General features: G+C 34.6%; 18 protein-coding genes. 11 read left to right on the forward strand and 7 right to left on the reverse strand.

Going from position 1 to position 13,523, the window contains the following annotated elements:
* Positions 1-288 precede the first annotated feature (288 nt).
* From ltrA to RBG61_RS06590, 11 genes are all read left to right on the forward strand, one after another.
* A complete protein-coding gene (ltrA, locus tag RBG61_RS06540; RefSeq protein WP_307944179.1) occupies positions 289-2,160 on the forward strand; it encodes a group II intron reverse transcriptase/maturase in 1,872 nt (623 codons plus the stop codon).
* 116 nt (positions 2,161-2,276) lie between these two features.
* The gene (locus RBG61_RS06545; protein WP_307946947.1) at positions 2,277-2,741 is read left to right on the forward strand and encodes a hypothetical protein; all 465 of its coding nucleotides are present in this window, start codon (positions 2,277-2,279) and stop codon (positions 2,739-2,741) included.
* A 3-nt stretch (positions 2,742-2,744) separates the two neighbouring features.
* Complete coding sequence (locus tag RBG61_RS06550; protein WP_307946950.1) at positions 2,745-3,653, forward strand: type II secretion system F family protein; 909 nt, start codon at positions 2,745-2,747, stop codon at positions 3,651-3,653.
* A gap of 17 nt (positions 3,654-3,670) precedes the next feature.
* Positions 3,671-4,546 (forward strand): hypothetical protein, encoded by an 876-nt coding sequence (locus tag RBG61_RS06555; RefSeq protein WP_307946953.1) that lies wholly within the window; start codon positions 3,671-3,673, stop codon positions 4,544-4,546.
* A complete protein-coding gene (locus tag RBG61_RS06560) occupies positions 4,543-4,974 on the forward strand; it encodes a DUF4320 family protein (RefSeq protein WP_307946956.1) in 432 nt (143 codons plus the stop codon). The genes RBG61_RS06555 and RBG61_RS06560 overlap by 4 nt, the downstream gene beginning before the upstream one ends.
* Positions 4,975-4,983: 9 nt before the next feature.
* On the forward strand, positions 4,984-5,463 hold the full coding sequence (locus RBG61_RS06565; RefSeq protein WP_307946958.1) for a hypothetical protein: 480 nt from the start codon (positions 4,984-4,986) through the stop codon (positions 5,461-5,463).
* Between the two features lie 13 nt (positions 5,464-5,476).
* On the forward strand, positions 5,477-5,701 hold the full coding sequence (locus RBG61_RS06570; RefSeq protein ID WP_307946960.1) for a hypothetical protein: 225 nt from the start codon (positions 5,477-5,479) through the stop codon (positions 5,699-5,701).
* Positions 5,702-5,714: 13 nt separating this feature from the next.
* Positions 5,715-5,912, forward strand: a complete 198-nt coding sequence (locus tag RBG61_RS06575; RefSeq protein WP_307946962.1) for a hypothetical protein — start codon at positions 5,715-5,717, stop codon at positions 5,910-5,912.
* A gap of 68 nt (positions 5,913-5,980) precedes the next feature.
* Complete coding sequence (locus RBG61_RS06580; protein WP_307946965.1) at positions 5,981-6,649, forward strand: hypothetical protein; 669 nt, start codon at positions 5,981-5,983, stop codon at positions 6,647-6,649.
* 188 nt (positions 6,650-6,837) lie between these two features.
* Complete coding sequence (locus RBG61_RS06585) at positions 6,838-7,719, forward strand: tyrosine-type recombinase/integrase (RefSeq protein ID WP_307946967.1); 882 nt, start codon at positions 6,838-6,840, stop codon at positions 7,717-7,719.
* Between the two features lie 180 nt (positions 7,720-7,899).
* Positions 7,900-8,463 (forward strand): recombinase family protein, encoded by a 564-nt coding sequence (locus RBG61_RS06590; RefSeq protein WP_307946969.1) that lies wholly within the window; start codon positions 7,900-7,902, stop codon positions 8,461-8,463.
* 171 nt (positions 8,464-8,634) lie between these two features.
* Here RBG61_RS06590 and RBG61_RS06595 read toward each other — a convergent pair whose 3' ends face one another.
* The 7 genes from RBG61_RS06595 to RBG61_RS06625 all read right to left on the reverse strand — a co-directional run bounded on the left by RBG61_RS06595 (position 8,635) and on the right by RBG61_RS06625 (position 13,500).
* Positions 8,635-9,129, reverse strand: coding sequence for a GNAT family N-acetyltransferase (locus RBG61_RS06595; protein WP_307946971.1), 495 nt, complete (start codon positions 9,127-9,129; stop codon positions 8,635-8,637).
* 122 nt (positions 9,130-9,251) lie between these two features.
* Positions 9,252-10,199: a hypothetical protein gene (locus RBG61_RS06600; protein WP_307946973.1), complete on the reverse strand. Its 948-nt coding sequence runs from the start codon at positions 10,197-10,199 to the stop codon at positions 9,252-9,254.
* Between the two features lie 177 nt (positions 10,200-10,376).
* Entirely contained in the window at positions 10,377-11,054 is a 678-nt protein-coding gene (locus RBG61_RS06605) for an Abi-alpha family protein (RefSeq protein WP_307946975.1), read from the reverse strand.
* 158 nt (positions 11,055-11,212) lie between these two features.
* On the reverse strand, positions 11,213-11,515 hold the full coding sequence (locus tag RBG61_RS06610; protein WP_307946978.1) for a hypothetical protein: 303 nt from the start codon (positions 11,513-11,515) through the stop codon (positions 11,213-11,215).
* Positions 11,516-11,637: 122 nt separating this feature from the next.
* Positions 11,638-12,165 (reverse strand): hypothetical protein, encoded by a 528-nt coding sequence (locus RBG61_RS06615; RefSeq protein WP_307946981.1) that lies wholly within the window; start codon positions 12,163-12,165, stop codon positions 11,638-11,640.
* A gap of 157 nt (positions 12,166-12,322) precedes the next feature.
* Complete coding sequence (locus RBG61_RS06620; RefSeq protein ID WP_307946982.1) at positions 12,323-12,505, reverse strand: hypothetical protein; 183 nt, start codon at positions 12,503-12,505, stop codon at positions 12,323-12,325.
* Positions 12,506-12,552: 47 nt separating this feature from the next.
* Positions 12,553-13,500 carry a hypothetical protein gene (locus RBG61_RS06625; protein ID WP_307946984.1) on the reverse strand — a complete coding sequence of 316 codons (948 nt, stop codon included), beginning with the start codon at positions 13,498-13,500 and terminating at the stop codon, positions 12,553-12,555.
* Between the last annotated feature and the right edge of the window lie 23 nt (positions 13,501-13,523).

The raw sequence follows: 13,523 nt of genomic DNA on the forward strand, positions 1-13,523 counted from the left end.
CCTTAAAGTGTTATAGGCACTTTCAAGCTGACTGGCTTAAAGCAAGCACCTAAGGATATATGTAAAGATAGGGTTATTGGAACGTAGGAAGTTGCATAACGTTTGCAAAAGCGGTGATGACGAAGAACAATAAGCATCTTTAATTGCAGCGAAAGTAGTGGCACGACTGTTGAAGCTTTTGTAATGAAAGTAGAGGAACAGCCACGAGTCAAATAATATTTATAAATATGAAATGTAAACAAATTCAGCTTCGAGTATGACAAAGAAAAACAAACCTGAAAGGGGGCGTTGCCTGAGTTGATTTCGGAGAAACAGAAGAACCAGAAAAAGTTAAGGTATATTGAATATTATGACTTAACTGAAACCTTTGATAAACTGTATGCTGATAGTCAGAACAATAAAGTTTTCACCGATTTATATAAAATTATCATAAGTGATGAGAACATCAAGTTGGCTTACAGAAATATCAAAAGAAACAAAGGCAGTACAACAGCTGGAGTAGATAAAAAGAATATCCTTGATTTAGAAAAATTACCGCAGGATAAATTTATTGCTTCGGTTAAGAAAAAGTTAGCATATTACAAACCCAAACCTGTTAAACGTGTTGAAATTCCTAAGCCCAATGGCAAAAAACGACCACTCGGAATTCCTGCAATTTGGGACAGAGTGGTCCAGCAGTGTATATTACAAGTGCTTGAGCCGATTTGTGAAGCGAAATTCTTTGAAAGAAGTAATGGCTTTAGACCGAATAGGTCAGCGGAAAATGCCATTGCACAATGCTACCGTATGATACAAAAGCAAAATCTGCATTTTGTTGTGGATATTGATATTAAAGGATTTTTTGATAATGTCAATCACAGCAAGTTGAAAAAGCAGATGTGGAAAATGGGAATTCGGGATAAAAAACTGCTCTGTATCATATCGGAAATGTTAAAAGCTCCAATAGTTATGCCTGACGGAAGAGTGGAATATCCAACAAAAGGTACTCCGCAAGGCGGAATTTTGTCGCCACTTTTATCAAACATTGTTTTGAATGAACTTGATTGGTGGATAGCAAGTCAATGGGAGTGCATTCCAACACATTATCCGTTTAAAACAAGAATAAGGGAAAACGGAGCGATTGACAGAAGCCCAATAGTCAGAGCGTTATATACAACACGTCTGAAAGTAATGTATATTGTCAGATATGCAGATGACTTCAAGTTATTTTGCCGTAATCGAAACGACGCGGAAAAGGTATTTGTTGCTGTAAAAGAGTGGCTAGTTGAAAGGTTGAATCTTGAAATCAGCGAGGACAAGTCTAAAATTATAAATCTTAAAAAGAAGTATTCTGAATTCTTGGGATTTAAGATTAAGGCTGTTAAGAAAGGTTCGTCCTATGTCGTGCGGTCGCATATGTCAGACAAGGCTATAAAGTGTGCGAGTGAAAAACTCATGAAGCAAATTTTGTATATGGAAACCCCGAAGAATAAAAAACAAGGCGGTCTTACGATTCACTTGTATAATTCTAAAGTTTGGGGCATTCATAATTACTATCAATATGCCACACACATTAGCCAAGACTGCAACAGAATAGCTAGAAAAATTCAACTGAAGCTTAACAACAGAATGGGTGAGCGAATTTCAAAGAAAGGTACTTTGGGAAAAGGATATATCCGAGATAAATATGGTGGAAGTAAACAGCTTCGGTTTGTTGATGATAAGCCACTTTGTCCTATAGGCTATATTCGAACCAAGAATCCTTTTTATAAGAAGAAATCAATATGTAAATATACACCTGATGGTAGGGAAGAAATCCATAAAAGTCTAAAAATCAATATGGAGATACTGCTTAAGCTTATGAAAGCTAAAAAATTAAGTGAAAGTATTGAATTTATGGATAACCGAATTTCTCTATATGCCTCTCAATGGGGCAAATGCGGAGTTACTGGACAAGTTTTGGAATATGATGAAATACATTGTCATCATATTGTTCCGCGAAAGCTTGGCGGAACAGACAGGTATTCAAACCTGATTATACTTCATAAAGATGTTCACACTCTCATTCACTCCACCAGACAGGAAACAATTTTCGTGTATTTGAATCTTATTAAACCTAATAGTAATATGCTGGAGAAAATTAATAAACTGCGTTTGAGTGCTAATTTAGCACAAATCTAATGGAAAAAACTTTGTTTCTCGAAATGTTTAAGTTTACATTATTCTAATGGAAAATATTATTGATGGAGCGCCGTATGACGGGAAACTGTCACGTACGGTGTGGAGCGGGGGAAAACTTGGAGATGGTATCAAAGAGTTACCTATCGCTATTCGAAGCTTATGCCGCAATCGAAGCTAGTAATTCCGGTCATACTGTTGTATCTACTGCTCATGCAGGCAGCGTAAAAGCCGGGCATAAACGGATAGCGAACTTAAGCCGTAAGAAATACGCAACTGATTATCATTCCGCTCTCATCGATGCTTGTGAGGCATTCCCTCTTGGCGTGTTTATTCATACTACAGAAGATAACGTTCGTAGGATTATGAACATTTCCGAATGCTATGTAGATGGCAACGATGAAATTCATTATAACACCATATGGCAGTATCAAGTACAAGAAAACATTGTTAAGGAAGATGGCTCGATACAAGTAATTGGTAAGTACGTTCAAGTAAATAACCCATCTGATAATTTAATTGAAATAATGAAATTGTATGGTGTTACTAAACAAGAATTGCAATTATTACACAAGGAGGCTTAAGCAATGAATCATTTTTTACTTGGTTTCAGCTTTATATTTACCGTAGCTGCTATTCTGATTTTCTTTAAGGTTAATAGTAAAACAATTCAAGATAGCATAAGTTTTTCGAAGAAGAAAACTTTAAAGCAACTCACCATTAAGAAAAAGCAAAGTAGAATATCAAATTTTACAAAAAGTATCTATACAGCGCTAAAGGCTACTGGACAGCTCAGTAGCCTTTATTATATAATTCTTTTCAGCTTTTTACTCATTATATTTGGTATCTTTTCCGGTATCAGTTTTGATAATATCTTTTTAGCACCCGTACTCGGTATTGCACTAGCTTCTTTACCTTTTATCTACGTAAGAATACAATACGTTGAGTACAAAGCCTTATTACTTGATGAGATGGAAACAGGTTTATCTGTTATTACATCTTCATACGAACGTTGTGAGAACATTCCTACCGCTTTTAAAGAAAATATAGACTTAATACAAGCACCATTGCATGATGTTTTTGAACGCTTTATCTACGCAGTCGATCATAATGTAAATGTGATTTCAGCCATTGATATTATGAAGAGTGAAATAAATCATCCTATTTTTCTTGAATGGTGCGACAACTTAAAACGTTGCAGCGTGGATAGATCTTTAAAAGCTACGCTTCGACCAACGGTAGATAGAATCACTGATATAAAAGTGGCAACATCTGAAGCTAAAAATATATTATTTGAAGCAAATAATGAGTTCCGTGCTGTTTCTATTCTCTCTTTAATATTTGTTTTCTTAACATATTATCTTGTACCTAAAACATTTAATATGCAGGGTAAAATACCGGGATTAGATTTGTATCTTGCAATAGATATTCTAATGCTGTTTTTCTTTTCTATTCGTGCATTACTACTTACAAAAGACGTTGATTTTGATATCTAATCTAGGAAGGAGCAACCATGTATTTCTTAAATTTTATTGTAAGTATTCTTATTGGTGTATGCCTTTATACGGTACTTGCTATTATTCTAAAAATACCATCATTTTCTGTTTCCGGTGACATTGGAAAGCGTGGAAAAACTACAGAATCCAAAAAACCAATCAATGCTTTCATCAAGACTTTATCATTACCACTAGCTAAATATATGCCGGTTAGTATTATGAAAGAAACCAAACTAAAAAGGATATTACAGTCAAATGGTACTACAGAAACAGCAAAGCAATTCGTTTCTCGTCTAGTTGTAACATTTATACTTATTGCATTATTAGCAATTCCACTTTATTTTATATGGTCTTGGTTATCTATCCTACCTTTGATTGCTGCAGTTATAACGGTTGTCATTATCTATAGTGAAACAAAGGACAAAGCTATCAATCGGACAATTGAAATAGAAAAGGAACTGCCACGTTTTATTCAGACGTATACGGAAAGTGCAAAAACAAATCGTAATGTAATTGATATTATAGAATCTTACCGACTTAACTTTAAAACGGAGCTTACAAATGAATTAGCTATTACAGTAGCAGATATGCGAACCGGTTCTCCGGAACTTGCTTTGCAACGATTAGAAGCAAGAATCAACAGTCCTTTAATGTCAGAACTCATTAGGGCTATTCTCGCCAATATGCGTGGTGAAAATATGCAGGCTTGTTTTGATGCACTTGTTATTAAAGTCAAAAAAACATGGCAGCAGCAATTAACGACTCAAGCATTAAAAATAAAGCCTAAAATAGCGGCCATGTCAATCGTACGGGCCATATGGTCTATCGTAATACTAATCGTTGTAGTCTTAACTGCTATCAAACTATTAAGCAGTCAAGGAGGCTTACTATGAACAAAGTAAGGTCTTTATTCCAATCAAAAGAAGGAATCAGTCAGACGATTGGTGTTATGTTTTTAGTCATTGCAGTAGCCTTGTTAATTACTTGCATTATTGGTGTTCTAGGTGCTGCACATGAAATATCTGTCATGGATAATTATGCGGTAGAAATGACAAAAAAGATTGGAGAAGTTGGAAAGTGTTCAGATACTGAAATAGATAAAAAGTATAACGATTTAAAAGCTGCAACCGGTCTATCTCCTACAATGACTATTTCTGCACCAGACGGCTATTTCAACTCCATTTGCAAAACGGTACAATATGGAGACCAAATTATAGTTAAGCTTGAGATGAACATTAAAATGCTTGGCTTTAGTGACTACAATATTACGTTTCCGTTTTCAATAGAAAAGTCTACACAATCAGAGCAGTACTGGAAGTAGGTGTATACTGTGAAAAAAACAATTCAAATTCTAAAAAGCAACAAAGGAAATGCGCTGATTATGACTATTTTCGCTATTTTGGTAATTGCTCTACTTTCTTATCCAATTTATGAATTTGCCCAATCATCAATTGTTATTCGTCATATACGAGAACAAGCACAGCTGACCTTAGATACCTATACAATTACGGAAGGTAAAGAGGTCGTTCATTCTATAAAAAGCGGTCATGATTACACTTCAATCATCAACAAGCAGCTGTTCTTAGATAATTACGTAAAAGCTTTAAAAGCGAATCCAAACCTCAAAGCATATTCTAATGAGCAGCTTTATTTTGATATATCTGATATGAATGTTGCTTTTATTTATAAGGATGATCTGAAAACTTATGTATCTTTTACCGTTCATATGCCTTTGTATTTATGTGGTCAAAAGTTGTTAACCAGAGATATTCCATTATCACTTCAAAGTAGATATAACTTAAAATATTAAAAGGAGGAGCGCTATGCCATCATCAAAGCCAAGAACAAGAGAAAATTTTCCGAATCAAAAAATTACAGTTGGTAGTAAGGTACGACCATTTATTTTTGATTGGATTGATAAAGAAATACTTTGGAAAATACGTGAAAAATCCAATTCGGGTGTCATTAGCCAGGCACTTGAATTTGCTTACTCAAATGAAGAAGCTTTTATTCAATTCTGTACGCAATCAAAGGATAAAGTCAAATAAAGGGGATATAGTTTTGTCTATGCTTAACGATAAACCAAACATTATACTAAGTGATATACATAACCCGGAAGAAGCTTTGCTTTTTATCAATAAGCTTTCAGACTATCAACTTAGTAATTTTTCTGATTTTTCAGATGCAACCATACTTGAATGTATTGCTGAAATATCAAAGTACAGTCTAACAACGATACGGAAGAGGAAATATGTTTAATCATACAAAAGCAGATGAGTGAAATCAATCATTCATCTGCTTATTTATTTTATGAAAGGATGGTTTAAATGCAAGGATTTATAAAAGTAAGTAATCGAATATTTGATTACAATTTATCCTCAAAAGCTATTTACATATATGTGTACTTATCTTCAAAAGTTAATTGTTTGCAATATACGAATGCTACATATGAAGACATATCCTGTGCTTGTAATATGGACACCAAAACTGCTAAAACAGGAATTGATGAATTGATTAACAAAGGTTTAGTAACAAAGCAAAATAGGTTTAATTCTCGTGGCTATTTAGCTAACAGATACTATATTAAGAACTTGATAACGAATAATTTACAATGGTTTAAAGTAGATCGTGCTGTGTTTAAGACGAATATAAAAGCAACCGATTTTGTGGTGTTTTGTTTTATCAGTAAATGCATGTGTTCTAAAAAGCAAGAAGCATTTCCTTCCCTTTCTGCTATTTCGTTAGGTACCGGAATAAGTCGTGGTCGTGTTTCCCAAGCTGTACAATATCTTCGCCACTTTACGTTTATTAACCGCATAAGACGTCGCTATAAGCACACTTTAGCATTCAGGCACAATAGATATATGCACTTTAAATGCAACGTAAAAAAGGGCAAAAAAAGAGCCTATACATGGACCGTACAGGCAAAATATCCAAATTACAGTTATATATTACCATATGTTGTTTTGAAAATCAATACTTTTATGTTGAATTGAGGTGGTACGGAATTTCCCCAACAAGTATTAGACGCACATACTATTACTAATAAGATAAAAAAACAATATACGTATTAATTAATTTAATAGTATAATCGGATTTTTGAGAAAGTCCAAACAAAGTGCGGAAGCCTTTAGTGATAACATGTTATAATAATATCCATCACAATAAAAGGAGACTTAAAACAATGGACATCAAAGAAAATACATCGGAAACAACGCTATACGATTGGCTAGACAAATGGCTATTAGTATATAGTAAACACAGGGTAAAGCAAGCTACTTTTGACTGTTATTCAGCTGCAATAGGGTGGGTAAAAGTATGTATTGAAAATAAACCGCTTAACTTAATAACTGAGCTTGATATTCAATCTGGGTTAAATATACTAAGTGATCTTGGTTATTCAAAGTCTACTATAAAAAAAGCACAAATTGTTTTAAACCAAGCATTTAATAAAGCAATTAGAAATTATCAGCTAACTCGAGTTACAGAAAACCCGGTTGTTGGTACATATATTCCTATTGAGGCTGGAGAAAAAGATGTTTTACCTTTAACAAGAGAAGAACAATCAATTATTGAAATCGCTTGTTATGAAGTTTTACATGGATTGTTAATGCTGTTTTTATTATACACTGGCCTACGACGTTCTGAATTGTGTAATTTAAAATGGTCCGATTATGATAAAAATAAAAGTTGCATTTATGTACGCAAAAGTAAAACAAAAAAAGGAATTCGAATGGTTCCCTTGCTTCCTCTTTGCGAGCAAATCATTATCACCCAACCTAAAATTAATGAGTATATTTTTAATTCAACAATAAAGCAGCCTATTACAGATAGCGTTCTTAAAAAAACATATATACGAATAAGAAAGAAAACCGGCATTATGACTTTTACAAATCATGTATGCCGGCATTCATTTGCAACCAGATTATTAGAAAATGGTGCTGATCCAAAAGCTATTGCTGAAATATTAGGACATACAAATGTTTCATTTACCATGAATAGATATGCTGCACCAGACTATGATTATTACCGTAATCAGATAATGGTATTGAAAAATATTTTATGATAATGAATTTAACAATTTACCTGTTAGGTTCCGTTTTAGATTCCTAAATTGGTATAATAAAGTAATTAAAAAGAATTTGATTTTAGTATATCTTTTAGGAGTTATACAAATACTTTTTAAATTTACTACATTAAATATAAATTATTCCTAAAAACTATCGTTAAACGGAAAGGATATATTATGAAAATTGGTTATATTAGAGTTAGTACAATATCACAGAATATAGATAGACAAGTTGACGCACTCAGTCAATGCGGATGTGAAAAAATATTTATAGATAAATGCACTGGCACAAAAGCTAATCGTCCACAATTAGAAAAGCTATTTGAGCAACTTAGAAAAAATGATATTGTAATAGTGACGGAGCTTTCTCGATTCGGACGAAGTACAAAAGATTTGATTAACCTTGTTGAACAAGTAGAAAGCCAGGGAGCGCAGTTTATCAGCTTAAAAGAAGATATTGATACTACTTCTGCTATGGGTAAATTCTTTTTTACAATTGTTTGCGCTTTTTCTCAATTACAAAGAGATATAATCGTTCAAAACACGAAAGAAGGATTGAAGGCAGCCCGTGCTAGAGGAAGAAAAGGCGGAAGGCCTAAAGTAGATAGCAAAGCTTTAGATAATGCTGTTAAACTCTATAAAACAAAAACACTTAGCATTAAGGAAATAGAGAATGTAACAGGGATAAGCAAATCAAGTTTATATAAATATTTAAACCAAAAAGAAGTACAGTCTGAATAGGCTGTACTTCTTTTGTTAGGAATATCGCATGCGTAATTGTTCGTTAGGATTATGTTGCGTTATTTCACATTATCTATGTAATGAGCATCTACATCTTATGGACTATGGATTGATAGTTAGCTAAGCTCTACATTCGAAGTTATTTGAGCGTACTTTCAATTAACATCTATTTTATAATCTCCACCAAATAGAGTCATTAAATCTATACCTTTCAAATCCATTACGCTCCAATATGCGTTGTGATGCATAACCATGGATATCCGTTTCTGCAATAATATGTTTTACTTCTTTCTGTGCAAGTCCCCATTTACACATTCCACAAACGCCCTCTGTCATATATCCATTGTGCTCAAACTCATTACCAAGGCCATATCCTATCTCGATTTCCCCATTTCCATTTGGCAATCCTTTAAATGCAGCAGAGCCTACTGCGATTCTATCAGACTTTCTTATCAATAGCCAAAATGCATTGTACAAACAACTCTCTGAATTATTTGAAATAACTCTAATCTGTTTATCCAAATATTCAAGAATAAATCCCTCTAACGCTTCACCCTTATATACACAATCCAATTCCTTTTCAAGCATATTAAGATTATCTTTTAATAATTTTAATCGTTCTAAAGAAAGTGGCACAAGCTCAAGTCTTTCTGTTTCCAGTACCATAATTACCTCCCTTACTATTAGTCGCAATAGTTATTGATTTTTATTAATCATAAATACAAAAATCTTATTATTCGATGTAATTGCTGTCTGTCTTAAACATAATGTGCAGTATGAAAGACAGTTCAATCCGTTATAGTTGCCTTAACAATTAAATCATTTAGTACTACTTTTTCATTTTCTAAACTTTTGTCAGTAGCACTGAGTAAAGTGGTCAAGTGGCTGATGACATGCTCAATCTGGCTTTGGATATTCTGTACTTGCGTTTGGGATTGATTAATTTTATTTAATACCGCCCAATCTGCCAACAAACCGTCAAAAAAATAGTCCGCAAAGCATAGAAATCCATCAATGCTAATCTGCATATCCGTGTGAATCGTCACATCAGTTAGCTCGGTTTTAAAACGGCGCAACTGTACCTGCAAATACTCGACCTGTTGCTGTGCTTCATCCAGATGGCTGTGCTTTGCCATATCCGACAGCAGCCCGCCCCCCATCAAATCCAAAGCGCCCCAGTCTTCTGCACTGTCAAGGCTGGATAGAATACTATTGCTGGTCTCAAGCGCTGCCTGACCGGCTTCAAGCGCCTCACGGATTTCTTTAACCTGTTTCTCAAGGTAGGAGATACGTTCCTCAGCTCTAAGGATTTTCTCAGCAGCTTGAGTCCCGATGGATTTAATAGCCTTCAGCTTATCCATCATCGCTTGCGCGTATTGCTGCTCACATTCATGCAATTCACGCAGCTCTGCCTCGCAGAATTTAATATCTTCATTTACCGCAGAAAGTTCACGTGAAACGACATCATACTTAACGCTAGCAGCATAGGCTTCTTCACGCTCTATATCCAACTTTTCCTCTCTCTTGCCAATGACGTTATAGAAGAAAGCGGTTAAACTATGACCTTCCAGACGGTCAACATCAACTTGCTCATCCAATTTGTCTTTTCTAAGGGCATCGGCTTTGATGTTCAACGTCTCACGTTGAGTGTATAATTCCTTTAGTTTTGACTCATTGTGCTTTTTTTGTACAACTTGTCTTCGAAAAAACGATATTTTTTCATCATAATATGCCATAACAGGAACTCCTCTCAATTTTATACAACTAATTATTTCTCTTTCATAGCCTATATATGACTTTTTATTGTTAAGAGCGTTCAGCCGTCTATTTAATTAAAATCAACTTGCATGTCGAAATTAGAATTAAGAAAGCTATCTATTCACTTTAAACATAATAGGAAGTTCAGAACTTACTTAAAGCGTACACGCTTCATGGAAATTGTTACCTAAATGTGTTAAGTTAATAAAAGAGTAAATTTCCCCACCACCGATTGATCTCATTGGTGATATACATCCTATTCTGGCTAAGTCAATTAAAGCCATTTCTATATCTTTGTTACTTAAGCGAGGATAATCAGTTTCACTTTTACCTTCAGTTATAACTTCCATATTATCCGGAAGCAAATAGGTTACAAGAAACTTATGCTGGTTTTCGTTAAAAGGGATGCTATATATTTTATCAATTATTTTCGCTTCTAAAGGAGAAAGCCGTTCAAGAATATCAATATAAACTCTTCTAAGTTCTATACCTTTGTTGCTTATAGCATTTACAAGGAGCTTTGCCCAAAGATCTTGTAGTTCATCGTCGTCTTCTAGTGAAGCTCCTTGTAGTAATGGGACTGCAAATTTTAACGGAATAGGATTAATTACTTCTGTTATACCGCATTTTTTCATGAACTCTGTCGCGCGACACATTAATCTAACTTGTCTTTCCCATCTTGCATATTTTAACTTATCTTCAAAAATACCGATTCCTTGTTCAAGGCTCCCTTTTATTAGAGGGGCAATAAAAGTTCCAACCTTGTCAGCAACGTCAATACCTTTTCCTATGGCTTTAGCAGTTTCTTCAATAGCCTTTGAATCTTCACTCATACTAATCACTCCCAAAAAGTCAATCTAAAATTTAATAGAGGAATTCTCTATCTTTATGAAGGATTGCTACTTGGGCAAGTTGCCCTTATTGCTACTATTCGCTCATCCAGTATAAACATTAGACGAAATTCACTCTGCCATAGCTATTGCCCATAATCTCACATATTACTAAAATCGGGAACGCCACCAAATCCGCAGCACAAAAACTGATTCATTGTTTTATCGTAGTATTCTGCCTTCCAGTAGTGAGGGTCGTTTACATTTCGGAATACTACTCCTTCAATACTTCTCTGAATGGGCGTCAAAAAAGGCTTTTCCAAAAAGAGCATAATACATCCCGCATAAGGCCAGTCGCCTTTGTAAGTTTCACATATACGATTCCCTGCATTCAATTCCAAAGTGAGTATTTCCTCTAACTTTCCAGTAAATGAGGAGATGATTTTTTCATCATTATTAAGCAAAAGTATTACCTCCTCAAATACACTAAATAGGAATTTTCTTTAGTTGATCTCTGTTATAAACATTAATGCGCAGTTCGTCACTACAGCTAATACTCATATTCTCCACAATAATCAAAACTGTGTCAGTCAACCCGATATATTGTAAATGCTCTTGAAACTGCAATATGTGTCTTTACTTCCTTAACTAACGGAACTTTACAGTTAAGAGAATACTTATTAACTGCATGAGTTATTTTCTCAATAATTTCCTGTGAAGTTGAATTTGCAATATCACTCAATGATTTAAAACCGGATTTACAGTATAAAAACGCCCTTGTGCTTTTTACTCCCGGTAGTAAGTATAGTTCCTTGAAAGCAATAATTTCCTCATCTGTTAATGTTAATCCATCAATCTCCTTAAGCTTTAAATTGTTGATATCATACATAGATAAAAAACATCTGAATAAGTTGATTTCAGTTAGGTTTATCAATCCCGATTGCAACATTACTTCATCAGGTAGCTTCATACATTCTTCTTTTGTAAAGCAATTCTTGCTAATGCACAAATCTATCAGTTTATCCTTAATCAAAATAAGGGGATAGTATCTTTCTAAAACACAATCCCTATTAAGGAGTTCTTTTATAGCTTCAATTCTATAATTAACTTTCATTATGCTCGTCTCCGTATATTTGATTTGGTATTCTGAACAAAATCTAAATAATCTACTATTAAACTTTAAACATTGAATGAACTTACTCTAACTTCGCATTATTAGCTTAATATGAAGCTTTACATGCTTCAAGTTATTGCTATAATGCGTAACTGCATTACTTATTTCGCAAGCCAGGCTCAAATTCATTTTTGCACCATTTAACAAAATTTCCAGAATGGAGCAAATATGTTTTTGCCGTATTCTCTTTCAAATAGCCATTCCGCTCAGCTTCCAAAACTTCTTGCTCATATTGTTCAAATAGTTTTTGAATTGTAATTGTAGTAAAATTTGTTTTCATTAATATTTCTCCAACCTAATAAACATAATGGAAAGTAGAAAGACAGTTCAATCCGTTATAGTTGCCTTAACAATGAAATCATTTAGTACTACTTTTTCATTTTCTAAACTTTTGTCAGTATCACTGAGTAAAGTGGTCAAGTGGCTGATGACATGCTCAATCTGGCTTTGGATATTCTGTACTTGCGTTTGGGATTGATTAATTTTATTTAATACCGCCCAATCTGCAAACAAACCATCAAAAAAATAGTCCGCAAAGCATAGGAATCCATCAATGCTAATCTGCATATCCGTGTGAATCGTCACATCAGTTAGCTCGGTTGTAAAACGGCGCAACTGTACCTGCAAATACTCAACCTGTTCCTGTGCTTCATCCAGATGGCTGTGCTTTGCCATATCCGACAGCAACCCTCCCCCCATCAAATCCCAAGTGCCCCAGCCTTCTGCACTGTCAAGGCTAGATAGAATACTATTGCTGGTCTTAAGCGCTGCCTGACCGGCTCCAAGCGCCTCTCGGATTTCTTTAACCTGTTTCTCAAGGTAGGAGATACGTTCTTCATCTCTAAGGATTTTCTCAGCAGCTTGAGTCCCCATGGATTTAATAGCCTTCAGCTTATCCATCATCGCTTGCGCATATTGCTGCTCACATTCATGCAATTCACGCAGCTCTGCCTCGCAGTATTTAATATCTTCCTCTACCGCTGAAAGTTCACGTGTAACCACATCATACTTAACGCTAGCAGCATAGGCTTCTTCACGCTCTATATCCAACTTTTCCTCTCTCTTGCCAATGACGTTATAGAAGAAAGCGGTTAAACTATGACCTTCCAGACGTTCAACATCGACTTGCTCATCCAATTTGTCTTTTCTAAGGGCATCGACTTTGATGTTCAACGTCTCACGTTGAGTGTATAATTCCTTTAGTTTTGACTCATTGTGCTTTTTTTGTACAACTTGTCTTCGAAAAAACGATATTTTTTCATCATAATATGCCATAACAGGAACTCCTCTCAATTTTA

This window comes from Paludicola sp. MB14-C6, assembly GCF_030908625.1.
Taxonomy (GTDB): domain Bacteria; phylum Bacillota; class Clostridia; order Oscillospirales; family Ruminococcaceae; genus Paludihabitans.

What these genes read in the sequence shown, in the direction of transcription:
- RBG61_RS06550 (WP_307946950.1), top strand. Translation starts at nt 2,745, where the DNA reads ATGAATCATTTTTTACTTGGTTTCAGCTTTATATTTACCGTAGCTGCT.
- RBG61_RS06555 (WP_307946953.1), top strand. Translation starts at nt 3,671, where the DNA reads ATGTATTTCTTAAATTTTATTGTAAGTATTCTTATTGGTGTATGCCTT.
- RBG61_RS06560 (WP_307946956.1), top strand. Translation starts at nt 4,543, where the DNA reads ATGAACAAAGTAAGGTCTTTATTCCAATCAAAAGAAGGAATCAGTCAG.
- RBG61_RS06570 (WP_307946960.1), top strand. Translation starts at nt 5,477, where the DNA reads ATGCCATCATCAAAGCCAAGAACAAGAGAAAATTTTCCGAATCAAAAA.
- RBG61_RS06580 (WP_307946965.1), top strand. Translation starts at nt 5,981, where the DNA reads ATGCAAGGATTTATAAAAGTAAGTAATCGAATATTTGATTACAATTTA.
- RBG61_RS06585 (WP_307946967.1), top strand. Translation starts at nt 6,838, where the DNA reads ATGGACATCAAAGAAAATACATCGGAAACAACGCTATACGATTGGCTA.
- RBG61_RS06590 (WP_307946969.1), top strand. Translation starts at nt 7,900, where the DNA reads ATGAAAATTGGTTATATTAGAGTTAGTACAATATCACAGAATATAGAT.
- RBG61_RS06595 (WP_307946971.1), bottom strand. Translation starts at nt 9,129, where the DNA reads ATGGTACTGGAAACAGAAAGACTTGAGCTTGTGCCACTTTCTTTAGAA.
- RBG61_RS06600 (WP_307946973.1), bottom strand. Translation starts at nt 10,199, where the DNA reads ATGGCATATTATGATGAAAAAATATCGTTTTTTCGAAGACAAGTTGTA.
- RBG61_RS06605 (WP_307946975.1), bottom strand. Translation starts at nt 11,054, where the DNA reads ATGAGTGAAGATTCAAAGGCTATTGAAGAAACTGCTAAAGCCATAGGA.
- RBG61_RS06615 (WP_307946981.1), bottom strand. Translation starts at nt 12,165, where the DNA reads ATGAAAGTTAATTATAGAATTGAAGCTATAAAAGAACTCCTTAATAGG.
- RBG61_RS06620 (WP_307946982.1), bottom strand. Translation starts at nt 12,505, where the DNA reads ATGAAAACAAATTTTACTACAATTACAATTCAAAAACTATTTGAACAA.
- RBG61_RS06625 (WP_307946984.1), bottom strand. Translation starts at nt 13,500, where the DNA reads ATGGCATATTATGATGAAAAAATATCGTTTTTTCGAAGACAAGTTGTA.